The sequence below is a fragment of the Arsenophonus endosymbiont of Crataerina pallida genome (genome assembly GCF_964020125.1).
In the GTDB taxonomy this organism is placed as follows: Bacteria; Pseudomonadota; Gammaproteobacteria; order Enterobacterales; family Enterobacteriaceae; genus Arsenophonus; species Arsenophonus nilaparvatae.
In genome coordinates, this window is sequence record NZ_OZ026540.1 from 2,564,006 (window position 1) to 2,579,637 (window position 15,632).

Genomic DNA, 15,632 nt, shown 5'->3' on the forward strand with positions numbered 1-15,632 from the left:
TTTAAAATCCGGTCGGTCTACCGCAATTGAGAAAAATTTAACTTCATGGCCCTTAAACCAAAATCATAGACTTTAATATAACTAACTTTATAGCAAGGAAAAATATATGCATATTAAACGGGCAACCAGCAGCGACTTTGCTCAATTAATCATAATTTGGGAAAATTCGGTACGCGCTACCCATGATTTCCTGCCAGAAAAAATGATAGCCACATTACGCCCCTTAATTTTAAATAACTATTTACCCAATATTGATGTTTACATGTCAGTGGATGAGCATAATAACATTACCGGTTTTATGGCAACTAAAGAAAATCGGTTAGAAATGCTATTTATCTCGCCCATTTCACGCGGTAAGGGTATTGGCAAAGCATTGCTGCAATATGCTGTGACTAACTTTGCCGTCAATGAAGTCGATGTTAATGAACAAAATAAACAAGCGATAGGTTTTTATCAACGGCATGGTTTTCGGATTTATGATCGCTCTGAATTAGATGGTGAAGGCAATCCTTTTCCGCTGTTACATATGCGACTAGTCGATACTAATATTGACAATCAGGATAACAGGGTTTCGGCTGCAGATTGATAGTAAGCTTTTTTTCATTATCGATGACTTGTTGGTAAGTTGCCTGAACAAATTGACTATCCGACCAAGCTAACGTTGCCTGTAGATAAATTTTTTGCTGAGCTTGGTAGATTTCAGGAACAGTAAAAGTAAAAGCAAGCGGCAGTAAATCCAAACGGTACTGTAATTGATTAATTAGCAATAATCGCCCATTATTTTGGGCGTAAAAGCGAATATTAACCTCTGCTGTTTTATACAGTCGCACAGGCATCGTGACTTTACCCATTACAACCGTTTTTAACGGATCATTGGGTTGATAATGAATACAGCCGGTCAAACAGCATATAGCAACCAATATAGCGTAATGCTTCATGGAACTGTTATGTCGTATTCAGATAAAGGCCGATGAACACCCTGCACTAAACGCTCCAAATGCGCTTGTTGCGATAAATCCATTTTAAAAATGCACGTTAATCCTTCTAGCTGATTCAATTTACTTAAATTGGCCGATTCAACTAGCGTCATTTTTCTGCCATGAAAATAACTCGACGAAATAGATTGATCACTATGATATTGATATGAGGATATTTTATTAATTTCCATACTAGATTACACCTTCATTCCTTGAAATTGTCCTTTGTAAACTGCCTTTTTTACTGGTTCACACAATAATTCCTGCCAAAATTCAGCATGATCGAGTATTGACGTTAATTGATGTTCCAATTTATCTAATGTTAAATTGGAGATTGTTATTTGACTATATAATTGGATTTTTAAGCTGGTTTCATCGAAACCAAAATGCAGATTAAATTGATACCAATAGCGATTAAAACTGGCCAACTGACGAAAAATTCCCTCACTGACTTCCGATAAATCAGCAATATCTATTTGCAATGCAAGCAGCTCTTGTTCCGGCAGAAAAATACAACAAACCTGTAATTTTTCATCAAAACGTAAAGCCGCAATACCTTCTTGATTAAGTTTTAACAGTGGCAACTGATATTTCTTACTAAACTGGCCAAAAATCTGATCAATGCAATCTCTAACGTCCATATTTCTCTCCAGGCAATTTAGTCATATACTAACGCCTGAATTGTCATTTCTCTGTCATATTTCGTTAATTTTTTACTAAAAAAAGGCAGAATATCAATATATTCTGCTTTTATGATAGATTGATGGATATATATTAAGCAGCTGGAGTGGCAGCACGCAATGCCTGAGATTGGCCTTCAGAAATTTGCATCATTAGTGATTTTAACTTAACAGTAATATTATCTAACTGACCCGTTGCATTACGATTTTGTTGCTGCACTTGTTGGGCTGTATTTTCTTTTGCCCGTTCTTGCTTTACGCTTTGTTGCGATTTCGTCTCCATAGCACCACTAAATTTATCAACACAACTGCTTGCTTGCTGCAATGCCGAGTTAGCTAAATCGAACCACTTTTGAGTAGCTGCGCTCGCATCATTCAACGTTTTCAGTTGCAATTTATCAGCTTTATTCAGATCATTTAATTTCGTTATTTCAACTTTTAAATTATCTTTTTGCTTGACTGATAATGTCTTATCCTTCAATTGGCTCGTTTTGGTCTTAACCAGTTCGGTACGTTCATTAATTGATTGCTGTAAGGTATTCTTCTGTTGTTGAGTTTTATTGGCCTTAAAAGCCGATACTGCACTTAATGCTGACATGCCGAAGTTTAATACCCCGGAAACAATGGATAAGGCTAACTGCCAATCCGAATTTTTATCCATCTCCTGCGCCTGTTTTTTCTGACTTCAGCTGCCGCCGTCGCCTGATTACTGGCAACCGCATCATTTGATTGCCGAACCTGCTGCTGAGTTTTAACCAACAAAGCAATACAATCCATCAATTGAGTAGCGGTACTTAACAATTGACTGGCATTGATCAGATCCAATTTGGGTGCCGCTAATTTAACACCATCAGCAGAAGGTTTTATCGTTGGCTGGATTTTAGGTGGTGTTTGTATCTCAGCCTTGGCTGCTAATTTCACTTTATTTGCTGCTGTATTTTTCGCTACCGGTGCTGCAACATCAGTATTAGCAAGTGGACGGTGTTGCACATTATTATTGATAGTAGCCATATGAATCTCCTTATTAATAGCTAATGACAGCCAATTAATACAATTAAATTGTGTTTGGGCGAACCGCTAATTCACGCAATACTTCGCCTTTTTCATGGATCATCTGCGCCAGTGTTTCCATCACCTGCTGATAATCATCGGTCATTTTTGCTAAATCACTATTTAGTTTATCTAATATACTTTGACTCATCGCCATCACACTTTCGAGCATCTTAGCATCAGCTATTTTGCCACTGGCGATACTATGGGTGATAGAACTGGCCAATTGTGAGGCCGTTTCACCGACATCCGCGACTAAATTACCCACTTCTAAGCCTATTTTAACATTATTAGCCACCGATTGAGTTGTTGTTGCAACTCCGGAAGAAACCATACCCGGCAATTTAGCAGTAACCTCAGCCGCTTTACCGCCAATTTTAGCACCTACTTGGGCAATGGCTGTCGCAGCTGATCCGCCAAAACTAACGGCAATAGAAGCAATCCCAACTGCAATCTGTATTCCCATCAAGGTAGGTCCTAACCATTTCATGGTTTCAGGGCTTATCAAACCAGCGGCAGCCGCTTCCTGTACAATTTGGTTTGCCGCACTGGCCACCGCACCAGCAATCATTAATGCGCCCGCCACCGCACCGACACCCGTTGCTACCAAAATAGCACCGACAACTGCGGAAACAGCAGTACTGATCCAACCAAATATTTTGGCTGCTAAACCCGATTTTTGCGACTCCTTTACAGCATCTTCCGATTCCTGGATTTTGGCCTGATTTTCATCCATTTTTAAGGCATTTTGCTGTTTGATGCGTTGAATATCTTCTAATTTCAACTTTTGCTGATTAGTCTGTAATTCACTGGTCACTTTACTTAATTCCACCTCAAACGAAGCAGGTGAAGTTAATGCCAGCGAAAGTAGTCTAAGTGATGATTTCACATCAATTGGCGGTAATACTTCCTGTTGTAAAACATTCAATTTTGCTAACAGTGAGTCATGACTCGCTGATTTGGCCGTCAAATTGGCATTCGGTTCTGGCAATAACACCCGATTAGGTTGCTGCGAAGGCTTTGTTGCAGATATTGCCGGATTTTTTTCCAATGCAATATTAGGCGTCGTCTTTTTGGCTATTGGCGTAATAGGAGTATTGTTAACCAGGCTCTGAATACTAGTGGTATCGGGTTTAGTGGTGATTGCGCTCATTTTGCTGTTCCCTTTTTATATTAATCACGTCCAACATGGTTTCAGATTGTAATTTAATCTCTTCATATTCCGGCTTATCGGTTGCTAGTAAACGTGCCGATTCAAAACCACACTGTGCACCATCGAAATCACTTAACTGCATTAAACATTCCGCCGCATGAAACGGAAAACGGGGATCATTCACATCTAAAAAAGTGGAGAAACTATAAGTTTCTAACGCCGCACTCCAATTTTCAGTCGCCTGACGGCAAGCGCCTAAACCTAAAAAGAAGCGACTATCATAGTGATCTAACATACAAAGCAATTGAAAAACCGCCATTGCATCTTCTTCTTTACCGGATTGATAAAGGTTATAAGCCAGCGTATAAAATTGCTCTAATTCGTCAGCCGAAACCTCTTTCAACATCGCCAACGTGCCGCCACTACTTAGAAAAGAGTTAATTTCTGTTTCCATATTACCTGCTGTCGTTTCCATTTGCTGTCCCATATGCTTTCCTTAAATTGCTCTCAGAATATCCTGGATAACTGAGTCATATTTTTGAATAAAACGATTGAGTGCTTCGATGGCGGCGTTATAACGGCCACTAATATCATTCAATCGAGTGTTTTTTTCACTAATACTGTCAGAAAGTGGTCGAGAACGATCACTCACCATGGTGGAAAAATTAGCTAGCCGATTATTATCCTTATCATATTGATAAGAATCCTCAACCCGATTCATCGCACCACTATTTTTATCGGCACTAAGCAAAAATTGCTTTATCGTCACGGTAGTTGAGAGTGGAGCTATTTTTTGTAGTAACTGATATTCAGCTTTAGTTTTAAATTCTGCTTGTGATGAATAACCATAAAGCTGGTAACTCATTAAATTGATACCGCGCTGATCGGTATAAATTGTTTGTGAACTGGCTGCCGATAATGCGCTATTAATTTCCGATTGAACAACACTATAAATTTTCATCTCAGCCGAGATTTTTTCCAGTTCAGTTTTTAGCTCTTTACGTTTATCGTCGTGATAGACCATATTTTTGGCAAACACATCAATAATGTCTTCATCTAGTTTGGCATAAGAGAAATAACTTTCTATTACTGTTAACAACATATTCGCCGATACCAGGGAAGCACCTTGCCGCTGACTATCTAACTTTGCCATAAAACCTTGAATATCATTTTCTGCATCAGTTAAATTTTTTATATTATGTGGCACCGCCGATTGAAAAATCTGACTAAATAATTGTTCTAATTTATCCCTGTCAGCTGGAATATTCGCATCCAACGTTTGTTTACCACCGGCCATCGGCTGATCGAGTTCTATTTTTATTGTCGATTGAGCCAATTTATCGATAATTGCATCAGTTATTTTATTAATATCTGGCATTGAGGTTGCCGGTGCCAAAAGATTATTAATATAATTTTGGTTTGTTACGTTATTAGAAGATCCATTTATTGTAGACATAACGATTCCCTGTATGGTACTTAAATAATAAATCCATTTTTATATTAAATTTTATTAAGATAAATAAGTTTAAAATTTATTTATTTTTCGAATCTAACGTAAATTTAAAAACTATTCTGTCATTTAGCGGATAATATTTTTTTAATTTTGTTATTTTTTAAATTAATAACTTTACCTACCTCCAATTCAAACCAACCACTCTCAATTTCAACCGCGCCAGTCCAGCGTTGATAAAATTGTTGCAATCGTTGTTGCGTTAAAGGTGAGCGACTCAACACGTTAACCTGACCATATAAAGAATAATGTTCACCCAATACTTCTTTTACAATATCGGCCAAAATATATAATGGCTTAAATGCATTACCTAAGCCTAAATTTTTTTCTTTTCTTTTTAACATTAAAATCCATATTCGCTGCCCTTCACAACGCCAGGCAATTTCAATATTATTGATCACGGTAAAATAACCTATTTGCAAATGGCTTTTTTGCCAATAATAAGGCGCAACGAAATGGCCTTGTTGATTAAAATAATTATATAAGGGATCGATATTCATAATGATATTTTCCCCAATGGCTGAATATTAATTTTATTAGTTAATTCTTGATAAGATAAAATGGGTAATTCGCTAAATTCATTTTCCAATAATTTACGCACATAACGGCGAATATCCATCGAAACAATCACCACTGGTTTATTAGCCAATTTTTGAATATTACCAACGGTACTACGTACATTTTCTATTAGTTTTTCACTAACTGTCGGTTCCAGTGCTAAATAACTGCCAGCATTGGTTTGTCTTATACTGTCTCGAACAATTTCTTCCAGCTGTTGATCAAATAGATAGGCAGGTAAAAAATTATTGCCACTGGCATATTTATAACAAATATAGCGTTTCAAACTGCCGCGAATATATTCAGTCAATTGCACAATATCTTTCTCTTTTTGCCCCCATTCAATCAACGCTTCTAAAATGGTGCGCATATTACGAATGGAAATGTTTTCACTGACCAAACGTTGTAATACTTCAGTGATCCGATATAGCGGTAATAGGCGTTGTACCTCCTTAACCAACTCACTATAGTAAGATTCCATTTTTTCCAGTAAATAACGTGTTTCTTGGATGCCAATAAAATCAGCCGCATACTCTTTTAACACAAAAGATAAATGCCAGGTTAACACCTGTGACATAGTCAACACCGAAAGATTTGAGCGGACTAATCGCTCTAAATATTGTTCTTCCACCCAAAGCGCTCTCTTGCCAGTTAATAGCATTTCGCCTTTTTCATAGGGGATAGCCAATAAATCGAGCTGTTTCTCATTCTCTTGAACCAGTAATTTACCCGCTTTTAATATACCTCGCGTCACAGGAACTTCCTGTAATTCAAAAATATATTCTCCGTCTGCCATGCCATCATTAAATCTTAAATAAATACCTGGAAATGGCACCCCCAGATCTAAATAAAGCACTCTTCTTACCCGCATTAATTCTTCATTAAAAGCCACTGCTTCTAACTGTTCTTTTAATTTAATATCCAAATCGATTAATAATGGGACAGTTAAGGCAAATTCTTCCTGCCGTTCTAATTTATCGCTTTTTAATGGCGCACTATTTTTCTTTTTGATCGCCGGTGCACCAGCACCTTGATTGATCAAAATGTTAATATCGCTCGGCTGTTTCTCTCCACTTTGCTTATTTTGCCTAATTAACCAATAGCCACCAGCTGTCATTAAAGCGGCTAAAATAAAAAAAGTAATAGTAGGAAAACCTGGGATCAAACCAAACAATACTAATAACACGCCACCGATAAAAATCGCTCTTGGTTGTGCAACAATTTGTTCGCCAATATCCGAGCCCAAATCGGAGGAGTTTTCTGATGAAACACGAGTAACGATAATACCGGAGGTAATAGCAATTAATAGCGCCGGTACCTGTGAAACCATGCCATCCCCTACCGTTAAGATGGAATAAAGGTTTAAAGCATCTGCAGCACTCATGCCACGTTGGCTAACGCCAATGGCAATACCCCCTAAAATATTGACTAAAATGATGACCAGACCAGCAATGGCATCACCCTTGACAAATTTCATGGCGCCATCCATTGAACCAAACATTTGACTCTCTTTTTCAACCTGACTGCGCCTTTCCCGGGCTTCGTCCATGTCAATAACACCCGCCCGCATATCACCATCAATACTCATTTGTTTACCCGGCATCACATCAAGAGAAAAACGGGCACTCACCTCAGCAACACGTTCCGAACCTTTGGTGATCACTAAAAATTGCACAATGGTAATAATTAAAAAAATCACAATACCGACTATCAAATTACCACCAACCACAAATTGGCCAAAGGTATAAACAATTTGTCCTGCATCGGCTTGTAATGAGTCCTGGCGCCTAACTGATAGGTTTCCGATGATCTTTTATCATTGGATGAGTTGTTGGTAGCATTTCCCCAAAAGCTATAAGCTAAGTTTGAAGAATAGAGTGTTAGTGCTGATTTTGCTGTTAAGTTTGAACTCTTTGAGTTTCCTGTTTGTACTTGATAACCACCTGAGATTGACATTTCAATATCTTTTTTTGCCGTTGCAGGGTCATCCATTACGGTAAATAGGCTATCATTAGCTATCGCAAGAGGACTAATAAAAAATGTCATCCATAAAACTTTTTTATCAAAGGTGATCATGCGTTCTCCTATTATTACTTGCATGTTATCTAAATTAAACGAATAATGTAGTTTAATAATCCTCCAATATAGATAAAATTGTGCTTTTATGCCAGCAATGTTTGATTATTGTCATTTTATTAAATTAACTGGCTAAATACTGAAATATATTTTAATCAGTATTTTATTGATCAATTTGAAGCCTAAATAGTATTTTAATCTATTAAAATCTATAATAAAAAATTAATTCACTATTTAGTGATCGATTTATTTCAATTATTTAAAAAATCAAAAAAATAGGAATTTTCTTATAAAAGGTTCACTATAAATCTGAAAGCTAGTTATCATTGCCGGGCGAGGAAAATGAATTAGGGCAGGAAAATACTATTATTTAATTTTTTATCTACTGGTATTAATTAAAACAATGCTTATTTTCCTAGTAAGGCTTGCTTTATTGCATTTAATTGACTCTCAATAGTGGCATTTAACATACCGACTTCAGTTTCTAAAATACAATCTTTCTCTTCTAATCTCGGATCTTCAACAATGTCGATATACTCAATTTCTGGTTGTATTTTATGTAGTTCGGTTAATTTACTTTGCAAAAAATTAACTTGCTTAGGTGAAATGCGTAAGATAACTTTTTTATGTTGATGAACAAGCGCAAGATTTTGGCTGATACTTTTATATAAAAGTTCATCAGGTTCATAATTAGCAATAATTTTTCTCATCGCTTCTATAGTAATATTAACTAATTGGCTTTCAACTTGTTGATAAAAAATTTGGCAATTTATTAAAGTTTGATGAATAATTTCTGCTTGTTGTTGGGCTGATTGTGCCAAACCTTCTTGCCAACCGGCGGTATAACGCTCTTGATAAATACTATCTGCATCATTTTCAATTTTTCTGGCATGCTGTTTGGCAATATCGATAAATTCTTGGCCATTAAGATAGGATTGATAATCGGCTTTTTTTAAAATTTTTATTTCATCGTTAATGACAATCTGATCATCTATTTGAGTAAATGGTAACATTGTAAATTTACTTCTTTGGTTATCTTTTGACATAATATCTCTGCAACAGGTTTATACTTATCGGCTATGATAATATTTTTTTCTATCTTTTTTTTCGGTAAGCGTAATTTTAGGCGTTTGATTAAATCGACATTATTCTGGTTGATAGTCTCTAACCAGAAATTAAGCCCGGTTTGGCAAAAATAATTTATATGCATTTCAAGTGGTAATTTTTGTTGCCAGCCTTCCGGCCAATTACCAATAATAAAATTTGCGTTGGCTAAACAAAAGCGATATTTCTCTTTACCAATCTCATTAATAATAAAGCCTATTTGCTTACTATTAATGCAATGAGAAAGCGATTTGATGTGTAACATTATGCCTAATAAAGCTAAAATTTGATTAAATTCATATTGAGGGAAAAGGGCAATATTTTCATTTTTCTCAATTTTTATCATATTGTTATTTAATTTATAATGTTTAAAAATAATTTTATTTATATTTTTTGAGTGGCGCCAATTAGATAAATTTTGTAGTGTTTTTTGCCATAGATTAGATAAATTTTCAATATTAATATAAAGTGCCGGGCAATATTGTAATTGGAAAAGTGTCAGCATATTTTATTACGATTTTCTTTTATTAAGGAAATATTGCAGTAGATTAGTACTAATAAGTAAAAAAATAAGTAAAGATATAAGAATAATAAATTTATTATAAGTATGTTCATTAATATCGATACCTAAAAAATGTTTTTCTTGACTATATGTATTGCTAGGTAATATTTCCGAGCCAGGTATTAATGCTACGCTAATTCTATCAAAATCTAACCCAGCAATGCTGTTGTGAATTAATCGCTTTATTTGTGGAGTATAGTTATCTAGTTGGACATTAGGCGCATATTTTATAAAGACAGATGCGGAAGAGAAGCTATTTTTATCATTATTATTAGGCATAACCACATGCACCCGAGCATTAAGGACGCCATCTATTTGTGATATTGTTTTTGCCAGCGCTTGTTCTTTAACAAAGTTAAGCCGCGCTTGCTCTTCAACAGGAGAAGAAATCAAACTATCTTTTGGAAAAACGTCTTTTAACGAAGAGAAAACTTCTCTTGGATAACCATGTTGTTTTAATATCTCAGTTGCCTGGGCGATGTCTGATTCATCAATCAGCAATTTGACGGTATTTTCTTTGTCGACTTCTTTGTGGATAGAAACTCCTTCATTTCTGAGTAATGCATACATCTCATTAGCCTCTTTTTGCGACAGGCCAGTATAGAGATCAGTTTTACAGCCAGTTAGCAGTATGGATAATAACAACGGTAAGGTAATCAGCACTATTTTCATCTGGTTATTGTGCCTTTAATAAGGTTTCCATACTTTGGGTAACTTTACCGGCAGTTTTAGCAATTAATTCTTCCTGTAAGGTAATTCTCATCAACGACCACTGTACTTGCATTAATTTTTGCGGTGATAACTCTTCACTATTCATATTTTGCTGGAATTCAGTTTTTGCCCGGCTCATATTTTGGCGTACTGATTCTATTTGTTCAAAGAAATTGATTTCATTATTCGCTGATCTTGCAGTTGTGGCAAATTGATTATTGATTGGATTAACATTTTCTATCGATTGATTAATTTCATCTAAATTAAATTTTATGTTGTTATTAACTTGTTTAATATCCATTATTCATCCTTATCAATTTGATGCGTATATTGACTTAAATTTTTGATTAATCCATCAAGTAATATTTGCTGTTGGTTAAGCGCAATATTATCTGTAGTGACAACAATATTATTGTGCTGATCGTCAGTTAATTGCACTATCGTTTTGAAATCATGTGGATAATAATCATGGTTAATTTTCATATTAATTGCTCTGATAATTTTCTATTAATGCTAAAGCAAAATTAATTAAATCAGCATGTTGGTTTTTATTTATATTAAGTTTAGCCAAAAAGTTATTTTTTAATTTTGTTAAGCCTAGCTGATGGGCAGATAAAATAAAAAAAGGCATTAAATTTAGATATTCATATTGTTGCGCCAACTCTAAAATAGTTTGATACTGCTCCTGACGCAGCAAAATAAGGATTTTTATCAGTAATGCTGATTCAAGATATTTTTTATCTAATTGCGTTAGCCAGCAATAAATATCATTAGCTTCCGTTAAATACGCTTTTTCTACGGCGGTAATTGCCAGCTCAATTAATAATTTTTCTAATTGCAGAGCCATGATTAGATTTTTTGTAAAATACCCTGGATCATATCGCGCATTGATCGGGTAATGGTTGAATGCATATTGAACATCGCTGACCATTTATTAATTTTATGTTGTAATTCAGCAACTAGCGCTGGGTTATCCGGGCTTGTGCCAAGTGCATCGATGGCGGTTTTGACATCATCAGATGTTGTTTCCATTTGTGTTTTTAGTTTTGTGGCGACCTCATCAAGTGCAATGCTTTTGCCTGAATCAAAAATAGCGGCCATATTAACTCCATTTAATTTTTTCTAAAATAGTGATCCCTGCCCAAATAGCGGTTTGCTGCTGAACGGATTGGCGGTGCTCATCACGTGATAGTGGTTTATTTAGCTTTTTACGGCAGTTATTTAGTTGGTCATAAAGATAATGTTGAATTTTAACATATTCAACGCTATCACTGACTCTTTCTTCCAGTTGGGTTAACATCATTTATTCCTTTAAGGTAATGATAATTTCCTGACTATTTTTCTTAAGTATAATTTTATTATCTTCAATCGCGGCAATTGTTTCTCCGGTTGGCAAGGTTGAATTTATTGAGTATTTCATATTATTTCTTAGAATAATATAGGGAGCACGTCCCAGTGAAATACCTTTAATATCTAATCGGATTTCTTTTTTTTTAATATTATTATTATCGGCTTTGATTAATTTAAGTTTATACCTCTGCTTAAATTCAATATTGAATGTTTGCTGTAATTCAATAAATTGTTGCCGCTGTTTTTCATTTAAATAGCCATACAATTCAATGATATTATTCTCCTTTTCATTATAAATAAGAACATTTATTAAATCATATTGCTCTAGTAATTCGACTAATTTTTTTAGGTGGTCGTCGTTTATTTTGACATGATTATTAATTCCTTTTAAGCCGCTAATATCACGCTTAAGGATTGTGGCTAAGTTACTCCAGGATTTATTATTAATAAAGCGTACTTCACCAAACAGATCTATCCAACCGACTTTTTCGCTATTGCTTACTTCAATGTGATTATAACCCATAGTATGTAGAGTATATTTTACGCTTTGTTTAATCTCTTCAATCGAATATATATTCAATTGATGATTTAAGTTGTTATTATCCAAATAACGTTTTATCAGCAAACGTTGCTGGTTATTTTGTACATAACCACCCAAAATAAACAGTTGCTTATCTTGTTCGATTCGCATGGTAATGTATTTGTATTCCTCTTTATTCGTAATTTTGTAATTTATGTTGTTCCTGAATATAATCGTTTCAGCCGGGCCGGAGAAAAACAGCAGATACAAACTGACCAATAATATCGAAAAAATAGCAATAACAATAAAAGTAACTCTTTTTTTGTGTTTATGCTGTTGTTGATTATTAATCAACCTAATATGACTATCCGTTAACTCATCTGGATTGGCGGGCAGTTGCTGTTTGACGGTACTATAATAGCTCCAAATGAGCATACCCGCATCTTGCCGGTTACAGGGGAGCAGCATTTCACCCTGATTTATCGCCTGGCCATTTTGTTGCGGCGTTTCTTCACCAGACCAGTCGATAACTCTAATCCCTTCTTCTTCAATTTCCAGAATCAAATGAACGGCTTCAATACCCGCATCAACCAGAATTAAATCGGCTTGTACTGGATCTGAGCCAATAATAAAGCGGCCATTATTTAGTTCTGTCTCAACACCCTTATTTAAGCCACTGTAAAAGCGAATTTTCCAATTCATTGGTATGCCTTATAAATGCATTCAATTTGATCTTCACCGCAAGAGAGATCGATAACCCGCCAGCCTGACTGCTCACCTTTGTTGCATGTGGCAATAATCGCCTCTTTATTTGCTTGTTTAAACCGGCTTTGAATGCGTTTAGCCTGCTCAAGGGGCTGGCATTGTGCATCGTTTAAAATTTTTCTTAATGGTAGGTTCTGATTGGAGATTTCATCAATATTTAGTAATCGCGGAGCTAGTGATCTTTGATTACCGACCGATAAGTATTTGGCTAAACCTTTGTCAATAATTTTCGGTTCAACAATAAAAATTCTAACCGCGCGTCGAGTTTGATTGCCGTTACTACGAAATAGTGCGCCTAGTAACGGAATATCACCGAGTAAGGGCACTTTTCGGCTGGTTTTAATTATTTCGTCACGGAATATACCGCCGATAACCAGGCTCTGGCCCTGTTCAACCCGAGCAACTGTATCGATAATGGTTCTATTGATAGTCGGAATGCCATCAACGCCTGAACTATTTGGCTTTTGGTTGCCATCTTCAATGTGTAAAACCAGATGGATTTCAGGTTTATCACCGATTTGAATTACTCTTGGCGTCATCTGTAGTAGTGTGCCATAAGTAATGCCTTTTAATTCAGCAACTCGTTCACCATTAACTTTTATATAGTAGGTTTCATTGTGATCAATAATGGCTTGGGTATTCTCTTGGGTAAGTAAAGTCGGTTTAGATACAACTTGAGCAATGCCCTGGCTTTGTAATAAACTGACTTTAGCCACTAAATAATTTAACCCTTGTTTATCAAGTAGGCTACCGAGTACTGGGGAGGCGGCTTGAGTTAATGTGGAGGCAATATTTATTTGATGATGTTGTCCAGCCTTGAGCCCGACACCCCAATCGATACCTAATTCTGCGAGATTGTCGGCATTCACATCAATAATTGATAGCGCAACTTCAATTCTGGCAGTTGGTTTATCGAGAGAGTGGATCAGCCGTTGATACATTGGCATTCTTTCAGGCAGATCGCGCACAATAATGGCATTGATAGATGGCTCTGATTGGATCATCGCTTTATGGCCGTTGGGTTTTTGTGAGATTATTTTATCATTATTGATTTGGCTAATTTCGGCAGCACTAACCATATTGGCTAAGATAGTTGCCAGGCCTGGTACTTGAATTTGTTCTTCACGATATTTGATTATCCGATCAACCGCAGAAGCATATTTTAAACTAAAAACTTGGATCGCTAATGGTAGCCCCTGTTCTTGTTGCATCGTCGCTTGTTGTTCCAGCGCTGATACAGTTTGCATGACTAATTCAATATAGCGCGGTGGGCCTGAAACATAAACTAATTGATGGTGGGGATCAGGCTTCCAGCTAAATTTTTTATCCCATATGCCGGAGTCAATCAGTGCTTTCCGTAGCGCCTTAATGGTTGTATTTTCTAATTTGATCAACTTTGATTGTACTTCACTGTTTTTAAAAACATAAAGTACACTACCATCGTAATACCAGGTAAGGTTGTAGAGATTAGACAGTTGTTGCAGGAACGCTTTTGGTGTCTCTTTAGCGAAGTGGCCACTTACTTGTTCATTTACTTTATGACTGACAATGACAGCGCTATCATAATTAGCGCCGAAATTAACCAGAATGTCCGTTAGATTTTCGTCTTTAGCAATATAGCTATAGGGTATAGGCAGCCAATCTAGCTCTTGTGCATAGGTATTAATCGAGAAGAAAAGGAAAAAAAAAGAAATGGTCCGCACATTCCTTGATAACGATGATCAGGGCACATAAATTTTCTGCTCTATTTACCTTTGTTATTAATCTGAACGCCAGTAAAAACTGTCGTTCTCCAAGCATAGATGACGAACATACAACCAATCATGTATCAGTACTGAAACATCTTTCCCGTTGACGAGTTGAATCAGTAATAACCAAAGATCACGAATATTGTCAGGTACTGCCATAAATGTCGTCAGATTGATCTGTTGATTCATTTGTTCAATTCCAATAAACCAGTTCGGCCACATCTGCGTTGCTGTTTGTTCTATTTGATGAATTTTATGCTGATAATCTCGCTCTTGATCTAAAGATAAACGCTTTTTTTGCTCAATATCTTGTTGAATTGATGATTTGTTGACTAATTTAGTGTCGGTTATTGCCCAAAACTCAGACTGGGCTTTTAACTGATTTATATGGATTTGTAGCTGTATCAATTCATTTTTTAGCATCGGATAAGAGGGTGCTAAGCTGGTTAACCACCATTGATAAATTGGCTCCAATAGCCAGTAACGTAAAAAATGTGGTTCGGCTAGATTAATGGTATCGCCTAATAGATTATCCCAGTTAATGGGCTGTTGAGATGCGGTTCGAATAATAAATTTTAGCTCTTCACGTTTAAGCGGAATATTGCATTCCACTCGACGTTTGAACCATGTTGAAGCAAAAAACGACTCAAATAGGGTTCGTGGCAGTAAGCGTCTTAGTAGCTCAATTTGATGTGCATGTATGGGTTCAGCATGCTTATAATGAGTAATGACCTCATTCCCTAATAAATGATTACGATTCAGGTTGTTAGGATTTAATATAGTAATCTTTCTATTAGACAATACAGGGTTAGAATGCAAGCGATTGTTAGTAGATCCCATCGTTATTTACCTTATTGTCCGTTATTTA

General features: G+C 36.0%; 21 protein-coding genes and 2 pseudogenes. 1 reads left to right on the top strand and 22 read right to left on the bottom strand.

Annotated elements, in window-relative coordinates; genetic code table 11:
* The first annotated feature begins 106 nt into the window (after positions 1-106).
* On the top strand, positions 107-586 hold the full coding sequence (locus AACL31_RS13795) for an acetyltransferase (protein WP_310512896.1): 480 nt from the start codon (positions 107-109) through the stop codon (positions 584-586).
* Here AACL31_RS13795 and AACL31_RS13800 read toward each other — a convergent pair.
* The 22 genes and pseudogenes from AACL31_RS13800 to AACL31_RS13905 all read right to left on the bottom strand — a co-directional run bounded on the left by AACL31_RS13800 (position 543) and on the right by AACL31_RS13905 (position 15,604).
* Entirely contained in the window at positions 543-938 is a 396-nt protein-coding gene (locus tag AACL31_RS13800; RefSeq protein WP_310512897.1) for a YscW family type III secretion system pilotin, read from the bottom strand. The two genes, AACL31_RS13795 and AACL31_RS13800, sit on opposite strands and share 44 nt — an antisense overlap.
* On the bottom strand, positions 935-1,168 hold the full coding sequence (locus AACL31_RS13805; RefSeq protein ID WP_310510606.1) for a hypothetical protein: 234 nt from the start codon (positions 1,166-1,168) through the stop codon (positions 935-937). Before AACL31_RS13805 ends, AACL31_RS13800 begins: the two co-directional genes overlap by 4 nt.
* 6 nt (positions 1,169-1,174) lie before the next feature.
* Complete coding sequence (locus AACL31_RS13810) at positions 1,175-1,618, bottom strand: type III secretion system chaperone (protein ID WP_310512898.1); 444 nt, start codon at positions 1,616-1,618, stop codon at positions 1,175-1,177.
* 133 nt (positions 1,619-1,751) lie between these two features.
* The gene (gene sctB, locus AACL31_RS13815) at positions 1,752-2,318 is read right to left on the bottom strand and encodes a type III secretion system translocon subunit SctB (RefSeq protein ID WP_310512899.1); all 567 of its coding nucleotides are present in this window, start codon (positions 2,316-2,318) and stop codon (positions 1,752-1,754) included.
* Entirely contained in the window at positions 2,291-2,668 is a 378-nt protein-coding gene (locus tag AACL31_RS13820) for a hypothetical protein (RefSeq protein WP_310512900.1), read from the bottom strand. The genes sctB and AACL31_RS13820 overlap by 28 nt, the downstream gene beginning before the upstream one ends.
* 43 nt (positions 2,669-2,711) lie before the next feature.
* Positions 2,712-3,860, bottom strand: coding sequence for a type III secretion system translocon subunit SctE (gene sctE / locus AACL31_RS13825; RefSeq protein WP_310512901.1), 1,149 nt, complete (start codon positions 3,858-3,860; stop codon positions 2,712-2,714).
* On the bottom strand, positions 3,841-4,347 hold the full coding sequence (locus AACL31_RS13830) for a SycD/LcrH family type III secretion system chaperone (protein ID WP_310512902.1): 507 nt from the start codon (positions 4,345-4,347) through the stop codon (positions 3,841-3,843). Before AACL31_RS13830 ends, sctE begins: the two co-directional genes overlap by 20 nt.
* Before the next feature lie 9 nt (positions 4,348-4,356).
* A complete protein-coding gene (locus AACL31_RS13835) occupies positions 4,357-5,316 on the bottom strand; it encodes a virulence-associated V antigen (RefSeq protein ID WP_310512903.1) in 960 nt (319 codons plus the stop codon).
* 119 nt (positions 5,317-5,435) lie between these two features.
* Positions 5,436-5,870 (bottom strand): LcrR family type III secretion system chaperone, encoded by a 435-nt coding sequence (locus tag AACL31_RS13840; protein WP_310512904.1) that lies wholly within the window; start codon positions 5,868-5,870, stop codon positions 5,436-5,438.
* Positions 5,867-7,726 (bottom strand): annotated as a pseudogene (gene sctV, locus AACL31_RS13845) (type III secretion system export apparatus subunit SctV); the annotation flags it as partial. The pseudogene sctV and the gene AACL31_RS13840, both read right to left, overlap by 4 nt.
* A pseudogene (locus AACL31_RS21095) lies at positions 7,699-7,935 on the bottom strand (DUF481 domain-containing protein); the annotation flags it as partial. The pseudogenes AACL31_RS21095 and sctV, both read right to left, overlap by 28 nt.
* A 476-nt stretch (positions 7,936-8,411) precedes the next feature.
* Positions 8,412-9,050 (bottom strand): HrpE/YscL family type III secretion apparatus protein, encoded by a 639-nt coding sequence (locus tag AACL31_RS13855; protein ID WP_310513569.1) that lies wholly within the window; start codon positions 9,048-9,050, stop codon positions 8,412-8,414.
* On the bottom strand, positions 8,996-9,613 hold the full coding sequence (locus tag AACL31_RS13860) for a SctK family type III secretion system sorting platform protein (RefSeq protein WP_339053283.1): 618 nt from the start codon (positions 9,611-9,613) through the stop codon (positions 8,996-8,998). Before AACL31_RS13860 ends, AACL31_RS13855 begins: the two co-directional genes overlap by 55 nt.
* A gap of 6 nt (positions 9,614-9,619) precedes the next feature.
* A complete protein-coding gene (gene sctJ / locus AACL31_RS13865) occupies positions 9,620-10,342 on the bottom strand; it encodes a type III secretion system inner membrane ring lipoprotein SctJ (protein ID WP_052044865.1) in 723 nt (240 codons plus the stop codon).
* Between the two features lie 4 nt (positions 10,343-10,346).
* Positions 10,347-10,682, bottom strand: coding sequence for a type III secretion system inner rod subunit SctI (gene sctI, locus AACL31_RS13870; protein WP_310513057.1), 336 nt, complete (start codon positions 10,680-10,682; stop codon positions 10,347-10,349).
* Positions 10,682-10,864 carry a hypothetical protein gene (locus AACL31_RS13875; protein ID WP_310513058.1) on the bottom strand — a complete coding sequence of 61 codons (183 nt, stop codon included), beginning with the start codon at positions 10,862-10,864 and terminating at the stop codon, positions 10,682-10,684. Before AACL31_RS13875 ends, sctI begins: the two co-directional genes overlap by 1 nt.
* A 1-nt stretch (position 10,865) precedes the next feature.
* Positions 10,866-11,228 carry a YscG family type III secretion protein gene (locus AACL31_RS13880; RefSeq protein WP_310513059.1) on the bottom strand — a complete coding sequence of 121 codons (363 nt, stop codon included), beginning with the start codon at positions 11,226-11,228 and terminating at the stop codon, positions 10,866-10,868.
* 2 nt (positions 11,229-11,230) lie between these two features.
* A complete protein-coding gene (sctF, locus tag AACL31_RS13885) occupies positions 11,231-11,482 on the bottom strand; it encodes a type III secretion system needle filament subunit SctF (protein WP_310510582.1) in 252 nt (83 codons plus the stop codon).
* Between the two features lies 1 nt (position 11,483).
* Positions 11,484-11,681 (bottom strand): EscE/YscE/SsaE family type III secretion system needle protein co-chaperone, encoded by a 198-nt coding sequence (locus AACL31_RS13890; protein ID WP_339053284.1) that lies wholly within the window; start codon positions 11,679-11,681, stop codon positions 11,484-11,486.
* A gap of 3 nt (positions 11,682-11,684) precedes the next feature.
* Complete coding sequence (gene sctD / locus AACL31_RS13895) at positions 11,685-12,953, bottom strand: type III secretion system inner membrane ring subunit SctD (RefSeq protein WP_339053285.1); 1,269 nt, start codon at positions 12,951-12,953, stop codon at positions 11,685-11,687.
* On the bottom strand, positions 12,950-14,719 hold the full coding sequence (gene sctC, locus AACL31_RS13900) for a type III secretion system outer membrane ring subunit SctC (protein ID WP_339053286.1): 1,770 nt from the start codon (positions 14,717-14,719) through the stop codon (positions 12,950-12,952). The genes sctD and sctC overlap by 4 nt, the downstream gene beginning before the upstream one ends.
* Before the next feature lie 57 nt (positions 14,720-14,776).
* Positions 14,777-15,604 (bottom strand): T3SS regulon anti-activator ExsD domain-containing protein, encoded by an 828-nt coding sequence (locus AACL31_RS13905; RefSeq protein ID WP_310512999.1) that lies wholly within the window; start codon positions 15,602-15,604, stop codon positions 14,777-14,779.
* Between the last annotated feature and the right edge of the window lie 28 nt (positions 15,605-15,632).

What these genes read in the sequence shown, in the direction of transcription:
- AACL31_RS13795 (WP_310512896.1), top strand. Translation starts at nt 107, where the DNA reads ATGCATATTAAACGGGCAACCAGCAGCGACTTTGCTCAATTAATCATA.
- AACL31_RS13800 (WP_310512897.1), bottom strand. Translation starts at nt 938, where the DNA reads ATGAAGCATTACGCTATATTGGTTGCTATATGCTGTTTGACCGGCTGT.
- AACL31_RS13805 (WP_310510606.1), bottom strand. Translation starts at nt 1,168, where the DNA reads ATGGAAATTAATAAAATATCCTCATATCAATATCATAGTGATCAATCT.
- AACL31_RS13810 (WP_310512898.1), bottom strand. Translation starts at nt 1,618, where the DNA reads ATGGACGTTAGAGATTGCATTGATCAGATTTTTGGCCAGTTTAGTAAG.
- sctB (WP_310512899.1), bottom strand. Translation starts at nt 2,318, where the DNA reads ATGGATAAAAATTCGGATTGGCAGTTAGCCTTATCCATTGTTTCCGGG.
- AACL31_RS13820 (WP_310512900.1), bottom strand. Translation starts at nt 2,668, where the DNA reads ATGGCTACTATCAATAATAATGTGCAACACCGTCCACTTGCTAATACT.
- sctE (WP_310512901.1), bottom strand. Translation starts at nt 3,860, where the DNA reads ATGAGCGCAATCACCACTAAACCCGATACCACTAGTATTCAGAGCCTG.
- AACL31_RS13830 (WP_310512902.1), bottom strand. Translation starts at nt 4,347, where the DNA reads ATGGGACAGCAAATGGAAACGACAGCAGGTAATATGGAAACAGAAATT.
- AACL31_RS13835 (WP_310512903.1), bottom strand. Translation starts at nt 5,316, where the DNA reads ATGTCTACAATAAATGGATCTTCTAATAACGTAACAAACCAAAATTAT.
- AACL31_RS13840 (WP_310512904.1), bottom strand. Translation starts at nt 5,870, where the DNA reads ATGAATATCGATCCCTTATATAATTATTTTAATCAACAAGGCCATTTC.
- AACL31_RS13855 (WP_310513569.1), bottom strand. Translation starts at nt 9,050, where the DNA reads ATGTCAAAAGATAACCAAAGAAGTAAATTTACAATGTTACCATTTACT.
- AACL31_RS13860 (WP_339053283.1), bottom strand. Translation starts at nt 9,613, where the DNA reads ATGCTGACACTTTTCCAATTACAATATTGCCCGGCACTTTATATTAAT.
- sctJ (WP_052044865.1), bottom strand. Translation starts at nt 10,342, where the DNA reads ATGAAAATAGTGCTGATTACCTTACCGTTGTTATTATCCATACTGCTA.
- sctI (WP_310513057.1), bottom strand. Translation starts at nt 10,682, where the DNA reads ATGGATATTAAACAAGTTAATAACAACATAAAATTTAATTTAGATGAA.
- AACL31_RS13875 (WP_310513058.1), bottom strand. Translation starts at nt 10,864, where the DNA reads ATGAAAATTAACCATGATTATTATCCACATGATTTCAAAACGATAGTG.
- AACL31_RS13880 (WP_310513059.1), bottom strand. Translation starts at nt 11,228, where the DNA reads ATGGCTCTGCAATTAGAAAAATTATTAATTGAGCTGGCAATTACCGCC.
- sctF (WP_310510582.1), bottom strand. Translation starts at nt 11,482, where the DNA reads ATGGCCGCTATTTTTGATTCAGGCAAAAGCATTGCACTTGATGAGGTC.
- AACL31_RS13890 (WP_339053284.1), bottom strand. Translation starts at nt 11,681, where the DNA reads ATGTTAACCCAACTGGAAGAAAGAGTCAGTGATAGCGTTGAATATGTT.
- sctD (WP_339053285.1), bottom strand. Translation starts at nt 12,953, where the DNA reads ATGAATTGGAAAATTCGCTTTTACAGTGGCTTAAATAAGGGTGTTGAG.
- AACL31_RS13905 (WP_310512999.1), bottom strand. Translation starts at nt 15,604, where the DNA reads ATGGGATCTACTAACAATCGCTTGCATTCTAACCCTGTATTGTCTAAT.